Origin of the sequence: Vibrio cortegadensis (assembly GCF_024347395.1) — a bacterium.
GTDB lineage: Bacteria > Pseudomonadota > Gammaproteobacteria > Enterobacterales > Vibrionaceae > Vibrio > Vibrio cortegadensis.
The window spans coordinates 23,154-37,988 of record NZ_AP025475.1 but is presented as its reverse complement, the minus strand read 5'-3'; the positions used below and the strand labels follow the sequence as shown (position 1 = coordinate 37,988).

Genomic DNA, 14,835 nt, shown 5'->3' with positions numbered 1-14,835 from the left:
CAAAGTTCAGCGGCAATCGCTATGCGTTCCGTTTACCCGAAAGTAACATCAATGATTGATGAACTGGACGCGGTCGCCATTACCAATTCGGCGAGCTGTTACACAATAGAACCGCGGCATATCTTAACGACTTCATGCGTGACATGATGAAGCGGCGAACATTTCAACGGGCATACCTAATCGCTCTTGGTTTGTTTAAAGATACTCGTGCTATCTACGCGGCTGTTTGTTTTAAGCTATTTTTGATGAAGATAAGCGATGGGCTAACGTTGATCGGATATGTTCTTTCAAACACTACTTGGCCATTCAAGATCAAAAGCCCAAGCTCACTATAAACAATTTAAAATACTGGAAGCTGGTCGAAAATGCGAAGCATCGTGGCGGCGGCCTGACCGCTGCCTTGATTTGATAGCCGTGAATATAGTCGCTCAAAAGCTGGCTGGCCAGATGCATGAAAACGTTAAAAAGCTAATCAGCGGGATCTGACATTGAAAAAAAAAGAACCATCGAAGTCTATTTTGGTGGTAACTATGCCGCCATCGAAAATACATGGCCATCGTCGTCGGCTCTATCGTTGAAATTACGCTCGACACTATTGAAGCGAAGTTGACTTTCACCGGAAACCGGAACTAAAGCCTGAAAAAAAAAAACAAACCAAACCGAAACTGAAAAAAACCAGTTAAACCCGGAAAAAAAGTTCGCCGCTCGCGCTTTGGATAATGGCTGCTGACTCGTTTCGATGAACTATCGCGGTTTTGATTTTGACTTCACTGTGAACGGCTGACAACGCCATGCTGGCTATGCATGCTTTGAAAAGAATACGAATTTTGTGCAAGTTGCCGAAAAAGCAATGATAAGCGCCATGAAAAGACGGCGGTGGATCTTGAGCATCGCGGTACCATCGTTCTTTTACGTGGGGCCGGGTGAAAAGAAAATAATGAACGCTGCGCTGGTGAATTACGGCAAGCGATTCAAAATACTGGCGGTAACAAAACAAAAGGCTGGGATGGCCCCGGCCTTTCTTATCATCACGAATTACGTTGAAAACTATTATCGTGAAGCTTCTGCCGCTGCCTGCTTTACCGTTTTACCCGGTTAGGGGCCATCGGTGAAATAACTTATAATGAACCGGCCTGGCTGTGCTTTCGACTTCTTTATTATGGGCTTTTCAATGCCCGGCAAGGTTTTCCATCTACGGTATGAAGCCTCTTATACTCATCATCATTGCAATCGTTACCACGCCACCACAGTTACCGGGAAACAAACTTGATTTCGCCATTAATGAAAGGATGTTCGCGGTGACCAAACCTCATCCCATTGCGATGTCTACGACTTTTTGCCCTACCTGCTGACTTTCTGATTCTGCTTTCTTTCTATTTTTACCAGGCTGCGCTTAATATGTCCCCGTTGATAAACAATAGTACGGCCGAAGCCGGCCGGCAATAAACTTGACTGCATGCACCGCGCATAACATCGCCGCTTCAATCTTTAACGCTTTGCGCGTAATGCGCTGTCTCGATCGCTCACTCGCGCGCTCGGCTTCTTTCTTTTCTTCTTCATCTGCCGCTAACGAAATTTGGTATTACATTTGATTGACTCATCGCCAGGCCTCGCCGGCTGAAAATATCTCGTTTTGAGCCGGCCCCTCTGCGTTGCTGGTACTTCTAAGCCCTCTTTCTCCGCCAAGTGCAAACCTTATCGACGGCAATTTGTGCTTGTTCGCGGCTGAAAAGCGCCGCCAATTCGGCAAATCTTGCGGTGTTGCGTGCTGGTCTGAGCGGATGGATGATGATTTTGAATTTTTGGATCTTCTCTTCCTCCTCTACGACAGGCCCCTATCGCAGCAGCATCTTGGTATGAAAATGGTGATTTTTTTGCGTTGATTTATATAAAACTGTTGGCGAGGGTGGATCGGTTTTTCGATCGCCTGATCATCAAAGCGGTCGCATTTGAGCGGAAATGCTTGCGCCGGTTCATCGCGAAAGCTCTGCCGGCCGCCACGTACACATTGCTTGTCCATCTTATTAAATAAGATGTTCCAACCTGGCTTGAAGTCGCCCTTGTTGATTGGTCAATGTAATTGTTCGCGCTATTAGTCGGCGTCTTCAAATCGACTGGATCGTGATCTTCCATGCTGGCTTCAATGCCTCGGTATCGGCTCAAGCGCACGAACGCCGTCCATGCGTTTGTATCGGCAAAGTAAACATTGACGGCTTTTACGCTTTGGTGCGGCGTTTGCCAGCGGCAGCTGGCGGCGCCAAACGAGCGCGGTATTGTTTAGCCACTGGCATGGGTTTTTGGTGTGTTGGTGGTTTTTACCAACCGTGATGTTTTATTTGAACAGGCGGTCTTTGTTCTTCTTCTGCTTTAGCCATGGGCCAGTTCTTTGTTTTCTTCCGCGGTCCATTTTTTGCCGTTGTATTCAACTCATCGTGCCGGCAACGCAGCGGCTGGCGATCATGTGGCGCGGCGGCGAGAAAGGTGACGCCAGCTCACTCGGCTTTCTCGCGTGCTGCCATCTTTGGTATCGCTGCTTTTCGTTGTTTTTTGGTAACGTTCGCAAGCAGGGCGCTTGATTGAATTAACATAGCGTTTTTTTCTTGATGAAAGCTGGTGCGAAGTCGTCTTCTTCTGGCGATTCGATTGGTGGCGCGTCGGCGTTATTGATTAAGTTCTGCATTTTCACCTGGTTGTTCAAACTCTTTATAAAGTTCTTTCGCCGGTGTATAGGCATCGGCTCGTCGTCGTCGTCGTCGTCTAGGTTTGAAGTCGTGAACCACTTTGGAATTTGGCAATCTCAACGGATGGTGGTTTTCACCGTTCATCATCATGTTGTCGAATCTTCATGTTTACTGGCGCCTCACCAATCTCGCGTAATAATTCGCGCTGGCGTTCGTTCATTTGCTGGTTATTGCACCCATGGTCGCTGCCATTTTCATTTTGGCGACATAATGATTTGATAGCCATCATCTCGGCCAGCTCAATGGCGACTTTATAACGGTTTTTAGAAAGGTTTTGCTTTGCTTTAACTTCTGCGGTAAAGCCATTCAAAAGTGGTTGCGTGATGTGTATTCGCCGGTTGATGGATCAATGGCTAACGCTTTCATTGTCTCGGCAATACTTCATCAATAAGTTTGCTGTGGAATGTGTCGAAGTCGGTTGGTTTTCGCGTTCTGCCGGATCCCAGCAGGCATGAAACTCGGTAATGTTACGCGCGCGGTTTAAACGCGGTGGCCCTCTTCGCTGTGCCAACGACGACGATGAAACCAATAGTCTTTATCGAACTGGTGACAGTTGGCGCTAATATCAAATCGGTACCAAGCGTTGGGCTGGCGATAATTCCATCCGGGTCGGCACTACCGCATTAATATCTTTTGCAATGCCGTAGCAACATCTTCTGATCGTAACGTCGGCGTGCGCGCTAAAACTTTGCCGGCGTATATCTCGCTCGCGTTCTTGTTCGGCTGCAGTCGCTGCGTTTTCTTCCGCTTTGAAGTTCGCGTAAAATAACGTTTGCCTTTGGCCGTAACTGCTGCATTTACCTCGGTTAAGTGTGCTTTTGACTCGTGAAAACCAGCTTTTAGGTGTGCCGTTTTCGTCTTTGCCTGTTTGTGATTGGTTGTCATAAATGAAACCGGAGTGCAGGCCAATACGATTGCCAGAACGACTTGGTTAAATCACCGAAGGTGACATCATCTGAGGATCTGATAGTCTGAATGATGAGTGCAGTGCCAGGTAGCTAGGCGTGCTCACCGAATCGGCCAGTTTCTGCGAAAGTAGTGGCTGGGTTCTGTTCATTTCATCGGCAAAACCGCATCCCGTCGGCGAGCCAGCTAAACGGTGTGAATCAACCGAGCAAACAACAAATATTTGCTGATCTCAGAGCCATATTGGCATCAATCTTTACCTGAATCTTTGATGATTGGGTCTTCGTAATACTCAACTGGATACTTTTCATCATTGATACTGGTACAGTGACAGCCAGCGGCGACGGTGACGAAACGATTAGAGTTTTTGCTGCGGGTTCTGTCTAATGAACTTTTGAACCGTCGTTGATTTGCCCCGTACCCATGCCTGATTTCGGGAGGTTCAAACCTTTGCGAATCTCGGCTTTGTAGGTATCGGTATTTGGCTAGAGTTTGAAAGCCTCTCGCGTTGTTCGGCTGGCTTACTGAAGCACAAATCGCCCTCGTAATATAAACGTCGCTCCAGTCTTTACCTTCCGCTTGTGGCGTCGTCGAAGCCGCCGGCACGCTCAATCATTTCCCAACCTGTTTTGTCATTATCGGGTGCGGCAATAAATTCAATGTCGGTGCTTTTTCTTGAAGTAATTCAATTATATGAGGAATGTTACCCTCACCAACTGGTGAAATAACCACTTCACCGCTAGTAAGGTGCGCAGCATAAGCATCTGCAAGACCACCGACAAATGTCACACGCTTCAGTGACCGTGGACCTAATCCTTACCAAAACGTACAAAACCCGATATCAGTTCGGGCTTTCATCACTGAAGAATTTATTTGCTGCCGTTCTATTTGGTGCTTGTCGATATCTTTTCATAACCGCAGAAGCAATTCCTTGGTTAAATAGTTCATCGTGACAGGCCGCTTCAAGAATGGGCGCTGGCATTTGTCGTAACCTGCTGAACGTCAACGAATCGAGCCTGTCGGTCATTTGTTTTCTGCATATAACCCCAAATTGAGCGCATCAGCTTTTGAATTCGTGGTGCTCTTTTTTCCAGTTCGGTCCATTGCGCTTTGCTCCAGCCAGTTCGCGTTTTTCTCCCGCCGCCAAAGCAGACGTTTTTGACCCATCTTTGAAGCTGCTGCTTCTCTTCTGCAGCATTGCTCCTACGCTTCAGGTTTCCAAACCCGCTCGTTGCTTCATAAATAAATGAGCCGAAAGAGGTTTTTTAGTAATGGTTGAAAGTTCTTCCACCAACTTTGAATTCCTTTCTTTGTTGTAGGTAATTCGCCCTGATCTTTCAGGGACTAGGAGAACACGGGCATTTTCGCCGTGCTCAGAATAGAGGAGCGTCAACTTTAGACCAGTTCCAGTAGCAGCAGGTTGATATAGCTTAGTGCTTCTTCAACTTCTATTAATGTTAATTCCTCTAAATGGTTCATCTAATGTCCCGGCAGATAGCATTAACGAGCAAATTTTGCAATAAAGGCAAAATTTCAGTTGCGCGCACGCAAGTATCGCCAGAATTAAAACAAATGGAGAAGATTGTTTCATTTTTCGTTCAGTTGTTCAGTGCCCAAGTCGGTCGCCACAACCGGCTTTTTGCATCTGCAATTTGTAAAATTTTTAAAAATCAGTTACATAGTAATTTTCGTAAGAGAAAAAATATTTGTCACCATGTCCCCGAACGTTCACTAAGCCACAATAGTAAACAAACGATCTAAACATGGGATTGACAAGGCCAAACTCCAGGTTTACATCTAGGGCTGTCTTAATTTTGCCTCGATCTTGCCTATCACAGGGTGAATACAAGATTAATTCCTCAGATAACGAAAGTCATTCTGGAATAGCCATTATTAAACACGGTGAAATATCTGCCCGTTTCTGATAGCTGCTAATCGTTTTAACTAATGTTATCGCCACTAATCGGGACAACCCCTCACCTGCTGCTGGGCCTGTCAGGATCACCTACTGGGCCAGCTTCACCTTCCAATAACATTCCTCGGAGCCATACATCCCCTATAACTTTGGGGGTACACATTCCGGACCTTTTGCCGAAAGTCTATATAGCTGTCACCTGCAGGAAGTCTAAGTTGAACCATTCCTTGCCTTGGTCCCCACATGTTCCCAACGATTGGTATCTTTGTTGTACTGTGCGTATGAGTTAATCCCCACCGTAAATATGTAAACCAGATCAACGATATGTCTAAGCCATATCTTGGCTGCATACTCTATTCCTAGTCATTCCGGCTTCCCATTTGAAACCATGGTTATGGAACTACCAGCTGCCTTGGCTAATTCTGCCCTCTTTGAGAGTTGTTTTCTGCATCTGACAGTGATCACCCATCATATTCTATATATATATTAGCAGCAAAGTAAAACCCAAGTTTACCTTGTTTTTAAACTGCAAGTTTAGGAATCACCCAAACCCAGGGTTTCATTTCCTTTTGCGCTTCCAGTTAGCAGAATCACCGTATGAATACATAGTTGACGTTATAGGTTACTCGCCTCCAGCTAAAAAGTAAAGGAAAGCACTAAAAAGTTTAAAAAGAGTACATTGGAAGCGGCGTCCCCTGGAATTACCGCTCTAACTGGAGGTTATTACTAACATTTCTCATTATCAATAAAGATACGCAAGGAGGCGCAGCAATGAAATGTCGAGCGAACGACACAATTTAGCGCAGATTGTCAGCTAGACATACGCTTGCCTATTTTGACGCATCTAATCGCGTTTGATGAGCTTTGTTAAGGGCTCTTTACTTCTAATAACTGATCGAGTTCGGTGCATTAGGTGAAGGTAAACCAACGGGATTTCGATGCCCTTCAACGTTGGTAGAAAAAACTAAATGTAAGCAGATAGAACGAATAAAAAGAAGATTCATGCCTGCCGGATCGACTTTTAGCCGTTTGGCTGTGGATGGCTGTACTGAAGCGAATCCGCAAGCAGGAACCAATGCTTGACGATGGCGGTGCTATGGGTACCTTTATACTCCACTCTCCCCTATTGCACGCAGTCAAAACTCAAATGCAATGCAGCTTCCTTCTAACGCATCTAAAGAATTTAAGATGTGCTTCAAACACCTTGTGAGCCAGCAAATGGACGGTGCTTATAACAGTAACGACGATAAAGCTGGATTTACAGCAGCTATCAAATGAATTGTAGGAGCTTATTGCTACCAGCTTTGTTGAGCTCGGCGCAAATAAGGCTTGTGGCATTTGCCATCGGCTTATGTTGCTATATGGCTAACAGCCAGTTATTCAGAAAGAATAGAGGGATTTTGCAGTGCGATATAACAAAGAAGGATTGCGTGAAGAAATCCGCCAAGCACTGCTGTTGTTCCTCGAAACCAAAAAGGTCAGTTGGAAGGCTTTGAGAATAACGGCAGTAGCAATAGTAGTATCAGAGCCCTCCTGCACCGCGAGAGGATCGTTGTTGGGTCGATGGTGAGGGTAATGAACGACAAGTGGCAACAATGCGCAGCCAATCACAACGTTAGCATGTAAACTTTCAAAAGAAGTCACCAATGCCTCTTCCCGCCTCAAGCATTTAAATTTACCAAACTTGTTAGAGCCATGAATAACGCACGCACGTGTGTCGCTGAATGGTTGCGTTATTGCTACAGCGACGGCGCAACAACTGCCATCTGAGAATTTCTAGTTGAACTACTTGCTCGTTTAATTCGCAGGAAGAGCGTTCGTTAAAGGGCTCATCATCTGAATTAATTAAGCATCTTGCTTTGTTGGCTTGTCAGCAAAGCGCGATGAAATAAACGCAGGTACGGGCCCTGCTGCCACAAACCAAGATTGCACGGTTGGCGGAGGTAAGAGCGAGGCCGCTTGGAATAAGCGTTGGTCTTGCCGTTGGAATCGCCTGCTCGGAATTTTAAATAAGTTCGATCAGGAGGGACTCGATCATGTGTATGAATGGGGACGCAGCCCAAAACTACCAGAAGATATGCCAACGTGCCTTTGCAACGTCGCGTTCAGCTTCAACCAGAAGTGAAATGGTTTGCCTGAATGGCGATATAACCGAGAAACAAAAGAATTAATGCTGATGTGTCCAAACTGCAAATTCCACACCAGCGTTCGATAATAAGCCTGCAGTAATAGCAAATTGGGCTTTAACAAACAGAGCTGGCGACGCTTTCATTTTACAACTATGGAATCGTGATTATAAAAATCAAAGCCAGAATGCAGCATAAGCCAGGAGATAAACATGAAAGCATTTGACGTTAAGCGCGATGAACAAGGGTTTTGGACACATCCACAGTTACCTATGTGGGATGAGAAAACCAAGTTGGAAGCCTGCAAAAATGGTTTGCTAGTAAAGGGCTTTGATTGTGATCTTGTCATTATGGATGGCGAGATGGGTGAGCTTTGGTGTAGTGGTAAAATTGGCAGCTGTCTAGAGTGGAAGCCTAGCATCGATATTCAAGGGGCTTTCCTTGTTGGCATTTGGGGACACAGAAGATGGTGTGGTAGCAATGTTTGCATTCCCATTAGTTATCTTTGCTGATTCATCAAAAAGCAGCCCGTTTGAAAAAAACATTAGCGGTTGGGTTTCAAGGGATGGTCGTTTTATGGTGACAATGAAGATTTAGCGCGATGGAGTGGCTCTACTCACCGTAAGTGTGAGTGCGGTGAAGTATTTGTAAAGAACGCTTATTGCCAGAAGTGTAGCGATGTAAAAGAGAAAGATAATTTCCTCAGAATGCCAGTGGTTGAATGGGATGGAAGTGCACAGTTATACGACCAAAGTACTGACAAATATTTTGGCGAAATTGACGATATTTTTACGCACTATGAAGATGAAGAACTGAACATCAATGATGCCATGATTGTTGTTTGTGAGCCGAATTATGCTCGAGAGATTGAGAGTGATTTTTGGTGCGATGAATTGCCTCAAGATCTTTCATTTGAAGAGTGTGGCGGTGTTGATGCTGAAACTGTCGAGTTATTAGAAAAACTTAATAAGAAACTTAAACACACCATCCTTTCTTATTCTCCAGGGAAAAACAGAATAGATATTTTAGCGTCCGTAAAAGCGGCCTAAGACATTAAGGAGCCATTATGCGAACCATAGCAATCAGCAATGAACCTTTTATCTTTCAAACATACTTCCAAGCAGAGACTTTCTTAGAAAAGCAAGGCTACCACTGCGAAAACGAATGTTGGGTTCAAGATGAAAAGCCGATTGCGACCGTGGTCGCAAAGCCAAATGGTATTCAAATCGAATTTAATAAAATCCAGCATTAGAGATCACCCATGTTATTTAAAAACGCCTCTATTTATGAATTGAACGACTTCAATCTTTCTATTGCCGATATTGAAGAAAAGATTTCATCAAAACGATTTACCCAATTGAGTGAAACTGGTGTAAAGAGCACTGGTTTTGAACACGTTCTATTTAATGACAACGAGAAAGTAACGCATGTTGTTAATGACTGCTTATTTATTCAATACATTGACGCCACTCGCTCAGTACCTCGTGATCAGTTGAATGCTTTAAAAGAGCGCCGCATTGCTGATTTGGAAGAGAAAGGTACCAAGATTACCAATCAACTTCGTGATGATGTTGAAACCACTGCCCATGCGGAATTACTTCGCTTGCAGCCTGTTAAGCATCACCGCTCTTGTTTCTACATCGATATAAAGCGCCAGCTATTAGTTATTGATGAGAAAAGCGACGGTAAGAGTGAAGATGTTATTGGTGGCATTCGTAAGGCATTAGGTTCTTTCTCTTGTTTGCCTATTCGCTTAGGCGCTAAGCCTTGCGCTTATATCAATGATTGGGTGAGCTTACCTAAAGATGATCATCGCTTTATTAAGCCGGAATGGCTGTATGTTGATTATGAAGGAACGATAAAAGGCCGTGGGGAAACGGCAAAGCAAACAGTCGTATCTAAAGGTAATGCGATTGATTTTAGCGTGTTCGATTCTCTTTCTTTGGTTGAATGTGACATGGATAAATGTCAGTTGATTAATGAGAACGAATTGAAATATGAAGTCTCATTTACTCTTATCAGCCTGCCGGAATCTAAAACTCAACGCAATGTCGATATGAAGTTAGTCAAACTTCGTTTTCATAGTGATGCAGAACCCGAAGGTAATGATGATATTGCCTACCATAATGCTGACTTTTTCCTTATGACAGAAGAGTTAGGTCTTCTTATTGAAGATCTGTCTTTAGTGTTCGGTGGTCGTTCTGGATTGTTAGATGGTGATTCATTTCCTCAGAAATTAGATAACTCTAAAGGGAATGTTATTTGGGCATCTGATATTCAAAAAAGCTGCTTCAAAAGGTTTGCCTGATGGAATGACAGTTACTGTCAGCGTAAAAGAAAGTGAAAACACGGACTCTCTACTCACCAAGGTTCAAGATTGGTAGCAGAAACACGTCGTGCCAGTGTTTCAGGCGTCCAACGTAAATTCAAAATCGGTTACAACCGAGCGAGTCAAATTCTTGAAGACTTAGAAAAGATGGGTGTTGTTTCTGATTACAAATCAAACGGTACTCGTGAAGTTCTTATTGCTCCAAAGGAGGCTGAATAATGGCCAGTCGCGGAGTTAATAAAGTAATTTTAGTTGGTCACTTAGGCGCTGATGTAGAAGTTCGCTACATGCCGAATGGTTCTGCAGTCGCAAACATCACCATCGCAACCTCGGAATCATGGCGCGATAAAGCTACTGGTGAAGAACGAGAGAAAACTGAATGGCACCGTGTTGCTCTATTTGGAAAGATTGCAGAAGTCGCAGGTGAATATCTTCATAAAGGCTCACAGGTTTACATTGAAGGCCAATTACAAACGCGTAAGTGGCAAGACCAAAGTGGTCAAGACCAATATACGACAGAGGTTGTGGTGCAAGGCTTTAATGGCGTGATGCAAATGTTAGGCGGTAGAAGACAAGAGGGATGGGGCCAGCCTCAGCAGCCAACACGATGACGTTTAAGCACTTTGAACTTGTTATAGCAGCAACGGCATTCTACGCCATTGCTGCAGGGTTACTTTACATCCAATAGGTCTTGATCATGCTTCCATCCGATTCCAGTGAACTTCAGGCGTATGTCATGACGCATAACCGCATGACTCAACCACAGGCGCAAGCTTGGTTAGATAAATGGGCGCCTAGCTGGAGAACGGAAGAACCGAATAAGCCTGTTAGTGTTATTGAATACAGTGGTGACGATAATGAAGAATAAGGTAGTTCACTCGGTTGATACCGAATTAACACTCAATGACGAGAACTTTAATCGTATCTTCTCGGCTCATAAATGCACAAGTGTTCGTCTTGGTAATAAAGATATTCATCCAGGCTTTGCACATATTAAAACGAAAAAACAGGGCAGCTTCTACCAGTCAATATTTGGTATGTAAACCACTGCTTGTTATCAGACCTTGAACTTAATGATGCCAGGCTAGATGGCTTTGCGACGATGGAAGATTTAAAAAGCGAGCTTCGCCGTTGTTATCAGCGTCCAATTGGTGATCGTGAGGTAATAACTCAAGTCCATTTCGATGTTGTTAAAGAAGAGAATGTTGCGTGAAGACTAAAGTCTATATTGCAGGCCCAATGAGTGGCCTGCCTGAATTTAACCGTCTAGCTTTTAATAAGATGGATCTGAAACTATCTAATAAAGGTTTTAGTGTCCTAAATCCAGCCTTGCTACCCGATGGATTATCTCAGCCAGAGTATATGGATATTTGTTGTTCAATGGTTCGAACATCAGATTGCATCCTAATGCTTTCTGGTTGGGAACATAGCTTAGGCGCTAATGCTGAATATCATCTTGCTCGTAAATTGGGAAAAATCATCATTCATGAAGTTAAATCGCCTGGATATGAATCAGCACAACGTCAAACCATAGCAAAAGAGCTAACTCTGTCGGCATACCTTGGAGAAGAACCAATTTCTTTAGCCGTTCAAAGGACCACAAGATTCAATATGGAAATTAGTGCTTGCCAGTTGTTGATGAATTACGGCAATAAAATGCGTGAAGGTTTTTCTACTGACAGGCAGGGATGCTTAAATTTGCATTTGAAGAGGTTAAAAGCATTGAAGTGGATGAGCTTTTAAATTCAGCCGCTAATGCTATGGCTACCGGATGCGTAGATAACAAGATGGAGTTGGTTATCAATATAGGCAAGTTATTAGTCATATAAACCAGAGGTGTCCAATGTACGGTGAAATTGAATATTGTGGTGACTGTGTAGTTTGTGATGAACCTGTCGATTCATCGGAAATGGGCGCATGTAAAAGTTGCGGCAGTGCCTTCACTGGGGCCAATGTGGTGAATGGCACAGCAATGAACATACATGCAGCAATTGCATGCCTGAAGATGAGGAAGAATAGTGGATAGGAGCTTATCAAAAAGCTGCAGTCGCTATGCTTGGAGCTCAAAGAACAGGAGCAGGAAGCGAAGCAGCTGCAAAAAGGAAAGGCCAGGTTTTGAAGGTTATTTTCTCGGGTTAGAGGTTGGAAGAATGCAGGCACGAATTGAAATTGAAACGATATTAGAGCAGCGCCCTACTTCAATACGTTTTCACCTCAAAGTCGCTCAGTGGTCATTGATGGTGAAGTTATAAATGAAAAAGGAAAATTAAGATGAACGAAAAGCTTTGTAGAAATGATTGAAAATTGTGGCCTGGAAGTTGAAGACGTTGCTCACATTATCGAAGAAGCTCAACAGCAAGTTGCCGCAACAAACCTCCCTGTTCTGATGAGTCGTGATAATCCGACTGGTTGGAAGCTAGAAGAACTAACAGAGAAGTTGCGTGTTGAGATTCAAACCAAGTCACTAAACATTGCAGGTGACATGTCCATTGAGGCGCAAACCGTAATTAACAATAATTTCCAGATTATTGGGCTACTGATGCAAGTTGAAGCACTGCAGCGCCAGTCTTTTGCCGTCATGTCTCAATTAGGTAAAGATCAAGGGCCTACTGGAAAAAGCCACGAATTGGTAAGTAAGGGAAAGTACTCCCAATAGCTAGTTGTTTTTCCGTAATGAGAGGTCGTGGTCACACCCACGGCTTTTCCCTCCAATAAGACTAGCTTTCCACGTGACCAATAATTAGTGTCGTCCTGACTTTAATACGCCAGGAGAAGTTATATGAACCAGATTAAAACACCCAAGAAAACCTAGTAAAAGAAATACTTGAAAACGCATCGTGCGGCCCACAAAGCGCCGAAAGTATTGGTGGGTACGCAATGGCTAGGGTATGGCAAGTTTGCCGCACGTGGCCTTTGTTATGGAGCAATTAAGCCAAGCTGGACAATTAAAGAAGATCCCAGATGGTCGCTACATTACAACCGACCTCGGTGAATTGATGCTGCTAACGTTAAACACTACATCTTGTGTGTTAACCACAAATAAAACACAACATGCAGTTGTTGCAAAATGTCCTATAGTTAGGGTATAAATTTACCAAAGTGCGGTTTTGTAACCGTGAACAAATTGAAACCTCGCCAAATGGCGGGGTTTTTTTCGCATTTGGGCGCAGCCTTGAGTACCTGAGACCTGCTTTTGCAGAGAGGGAGCTGTGCATCTTCTACGGCAATGAAATGGGCGACTGTGAAGTGCGGGAACACCTCACAGCCATCTGACCTATTACGCTAGTCATAAGCCAAACCAAGGCCCATCCAGCTTTGCAAAGCGGTTGGAGTCTACACGAAAGTGAGACTATATGACAAAACTAATAGAACTGCGTTGCCCTAAGTGCGGCGCGAAATTATGTGAATTTATTGGCACTGTTTCGATTAAATGCAAGCGGTGCAAAACTTTGATTAAGGAGAGTGCCAAGAGCGCCTAAGCTCGGAGGCACTATTGAACCATTCCTTCTTAAATAACACGGTGCAGCTGTTTAATGCAGATTGCCTGTCTTATCTTAAAACCTTACCAGATAACAGCGTCGACCTTGTTTTAACTGATCCACCTTATTTCCAAGTAAAGAAAAACGCTTGGGATAATCAGTGGCCTGATGTAGAAACGTTCTTGGCGTGGTTAGACGAGATCATGCTTGAGTTTTGGCGAGTGCTAAAACCATCAGGCAGTATTTACTTGTTTTGTGGCCACAAGCTCTCAGCAGATACTGAATTGCTTATGAGGCAACGCTTTAATGTGTTGAACCATATCATTTGGGCTAAGCCAAACGGCCCATGGCGCAGAATGAGAAAAGCTGATTTACGGTCCTTCTTCCCTGCTACTGAGCGTGTACTGTTCGCTGAACACTACGGTTCGGAAGGTCATGCTAAAGGCGTGGCTGGTTATGCGAAGAAGTGTTCTGAATTAAAGAAAGAGGTATTTGAGCCTCTGATTCAATATTTCAAACAAGCCCGTGAGACGCTTGGCATTTCAGCCAAAGAGATCAACAAAGCTACTGGCACACAGATGTGTTCACATTGGTTTAGTGCCAGTCAGTGGCAACTTCCTAATCGAGAACAATATGAAAAGCTGCAAGCACTGTTTGCTGAACATGCTGGAAAGCTTGAACGCTCTCATGAAGAACTAACCAAAGAGTACGATGCACTTAATGCGGACTATCAGTCGTTAACTCGTCAGTATGACGATCTTAAAGCTGAGTATGAAAGCTTGCGTCGTCCATTCAGCGTCACCAGTGACGTGCCTTATACCGATGTTTGACATTTACTCCTGTCGCGTATTACCCAGGTAAACATCCATGCGAAAAGCCAGCGGAAATGCTGGAGCACATTCTCACCGCCAGCAGTCGTGAAGGTGATGTTGTGCTTGATGCTTTTATGGGTTCCGGCTCTACGGGTAAAGCGTGTGTGAAGTTAAACCGCCGTTTTATTGGTATTGAGATGGAAGAAGGCACTTATTTGTCGACGGTTGATTCATTTAACCAGTTGTAAAACGCAAAAGCGTGAGGCTCCTAATGCTAGAGAAAAAAACAACTATGGCTGACTGCTCTAGCTGGAGTTGTCGCCGCTTTTTTATTGCGAAAGGTGAGAAGGTTACCCAGTTCTTTGCAGGTTGGGTGACTGTTCTCGGTGCATTTTCAGTCAGTGAGTGGGGTGTGATTGAGGCCTGTTCTTGGGTCTAGCTTCTTTCATCCTCACTTGGGTTTATAAGCATAAAAATCATGAAGTGCTCAAGTCCAAAGTGGCGAGCGGAGTACCGCTAGAAACACT

Annotated in this window: 15 protein-coding genes and 3 pseudogenes; 13 read left to right on the top strand and 5 right to left on the bottom strand. The window is 44.3% G+C overall.

Translation table 11 applies throughout. The features are described 5' to 3' along the window. Positions 1-829 precede the first annotated feature (829 nt). Entirely contained in the window at positions 830-1,099 is a 270-nt protein-coding gene (locus OCV39_RS20810) for a hypothetical protein (RefSeq protein WP_261890293.1), read from the top strand. A gap of 1,715 nt (positions 1,100-2,814) precedes the next feature. On the opposite strand, the gene OCV39_RS20805 is transcribed toward OCV39_RS20810, so the two are convergent. The 5 genes from OCV39_RS20805 to OCV39_RS20785 form a co-directional block, all read right to left on the bottom strand. Continuing rightward, positions 2,815-3,051, bottom strand: a complete 237-nt coding sequence (locus OCV39_RS20805; protein ID WP_261890292.1) for a hypothetical protein — start codon at positions 3,049-3,051, stop codon at positions 2,815-2,817. Positions 3,052-3,896: 845 nt separating this feature from the next. After that, the gene (locus OCV39_RS20800; protein WP_261890291.1) at positions 3,897-4,253 is read right to left on the bottom strand and encodes a hypothetical protein; all 357 of its coding nucleotides are present in this window, start codon (positions 4,251-4,253) and stop codon (positions 3,897-3,899) included. A gap of 6 nt (positions 4,254-4,259) precedes the next feature. Continuing rightward, positions 4,260-4,436 (bottom strand): hypothetical protein, encoded by a 177-nt coding sequence (locus OCV39_RS20795; RefSeq protein WP_261890290.1) that lies wholly within the window; start codon positions 4,434-4,436, stop codon positions 4,260-4,262. A gap of 52 nt (positions 4,437-4,488) precedes the next feature. Continuing rightward, complete coding sequence (locus tag OCV39_RS20790) at positions 4,489-4,629, bottom strand: hypothetical protein (protein WP_261890289.1); 141 nt, start codon at positions 4,627-4,629, stop codon at positions 4,489-4,491. A gap of 78 nt (positions 4,630-4,707) precedes the next feature. Then, entirely contained in the window at positions 4,708-4,845 is a 138-nt protein-coding gene (locus OCV39_RS20785; RefSeq protein WP_261890288.1) for a hypothetical protein, read from the bottom strand. Positions 4,846-7,900: 3,055 nt separating this feature from the next. Between OCV39_RS20785 and OCV39_RS20780 the strand changes: the two genes are divergently transcribed. The 12 genes and pseudogenes from OCV39_RS20780 to OCV39_RS20725 all read left to right on the top strand — a co-directional run bounded on the left by OCV39_RS20780 (position 7,901) and on the right by OCV39_RS20725 (position 14,747). After that, positions 7,901-8,200, top strand: a complete 300-nt coding sequence (locus tag OCV39_RS20780) for a hypothetical protein (RefSeq protein WP_261890287.1) — start codon at positions 7,901-7,903, stop codon at positions 8,198-8,200. 39 nt (positions 8,201-8,239) lie between these two features. Then, entirely contained in the window at positions 8,240-8,737 is a 498-nt protein-coding gene (locus OCV39_RS20775) for a hypothetical protein (protein WP_261890286.1), read from the top strand. Positions 8,738-8,754: 17 nt separating this feature from the next. Continuing rightward, positions 8,755-8,940 (top strand): hypothetical protein, encoded by a 186-nt coding sequence (locus OCV39_RS20770; RefSeq protein ID WP_261890212.1) that lies wholly within the window; start codon positions 8,755-8,757, stop codon positions 8,938-8,940. A 9-nt stretch (positions 8,941-8,949) separates the two neighbouring features. Next, positions 8,950-9,996 (top strand): recombination-associated protein RdgC, encoded by a 1,047-nt coding sequence (rdgC, locus tag OCV39_RS20765; RefSeq protein WP_261890285.1) that lies wholly within the window; start codon positions 8,950-8,952, stop codon positions 9,994-9,996. Positions 9,997-10,065: 69 nt separating this feature from the next. Then, entirely contained in the window at positions 10,066-10,236 is a 171-nt protein-coding gene (locus OCV39_RS20760; RefSeq protein ID WP_315973075.1) for a DNA translocase FtsK, read from the top strand. Next, positions 10,236-10,619 (top strand): annotated as a pseudogene (gene ssb / locus OCV39_RS20755) (single-stranded DNA-binding protein); the annotation flags it as partial. The gene OCV39_RS20760 and the pseudogene ssb, both read left to right, overlap by 1 nt. Positions 10,620-10,714: 95 nt before the next feature. Continuing rightward, complete coding sequence (locus tag OCV39_RS20750; protein ID WP_261890213.1) at positions 10,715-10,885, top strand: hypothetical protein; 171 nt, start codon at positions 10,715-10,717, stop codon at positions 10,883-10,885. After that, positions 10,875-11,060 carry a hypothetical protein gene (locus OCV39_RS20745; protein ID WP_261890284.1) on the top strand — a complete coding sequence of 62 codons (186 nt, stop codon included), beginning with the start codon at positions 10,875-10,877 and terminating at the stop codon, positions 11,058-11,060. Before OCV39_RS20750 ends, OCV39_RS20745 begins: the two co-directional genes overlap by 11 nt. A gap of 166 nt (positions 11,061-11,226) precedes the next feature. Next, positions 11,227-11,508: pseudogene (locus OCV39_RS20740) on the top strand (DUF4406 domain-containing protein); the annotation flags it as partial. Positions 11,509-12,310: 802 nt separating this feature from the next. Next, complete coding sequence (locus tag OCV39_RS20735) at positions 12,311-12,673, top strand: hypothetical protein (RefSeq protein ID WP_261890283.1); 363 nt, start codon at positions 12,311-12,313, stop codon at positions 12,671-12,673. 837 nt (positions 12,674-13,510) lie between these two features. Next, positions 13,511-14,556 (top strand): annotated as a pseudogene (locus OCV39_RS20730) (DNA methyltransferase). Between the two features lie 23 nt (positions 14,557-14,579). After that, complete coding sequence (locus OCV39_RS20725; protein WP_261890282.1) at positions 14,580-14,747, top strand: hypothetical protein; 168 nt, start codon at positions 14,580-14,582, stop codon at positions 14,745-14,747. The last annotated feature ends 88 nt before the right edge of the window (positions 14,748-14,835 follow it).

Coding starts and splice junctions, on each gene's coding strand:
- rdgC (WP_261890285.1), top strand. CDS start 8,950: ATGTTATTTAAAAACGCCTCTATTTATGAATTGAACGACTTCAATCTT.
- OCV39_RS20745 (WP_261890284.1), top strand. CDS start 10,875: ATGAAGAATAAGGTAGTTCACTCGGTTGATACCGAATTAACACTCAAT.
- OCV39_RS20770 (WP_261890212.1), top strand. CDS start 8,755: ATGCGAACCATAGCAATCAGCAATGAACCTTTTATCTTTCAAACATAC.
- OCV39_RS20790 (WP_261890289.1), bottom strand. CDS start 4,629: ATGCCAGCGCCCATTCTTGAAGCGGCCTGTCACGATGAACTATTTAAC.
- OCV39_RS20750 (WP_261890213.1), top strand. CDS start 10,715: ATGCTTCCATCCGATTCCAGTGAACTTCAGGCGTATGTCATGACGCAT.
- OCV39_RS20735 (WP_261890283.1), top strand. CDS start 12,311: ATGATTGAAAATTGTGGCCTGGAAGTTGAAGACGTTGCTCACATTATC.
- OCV39_RS20725 (WP_261890282.1), top strand. CDS start 14,580: ATGCTAGAGAAAAAAACAACTATGGCTGACTGCTCTAGCTGGAGTTGT.
- OCV39_RS20780 (WP_261890287.1), top strand. CDS start 7,901: ATGAAAGCATTTGACGTTAAGCGCGATGAACAAGGGTTTTGGACACAT.
- OCV39_RS20785 (WP_261890288.1), bottom strand. CDS start 4,845: ATGCTGCAGAAGAGAAGCAGCAGCTTCAAAGATGGGTCAAAAACGTCT.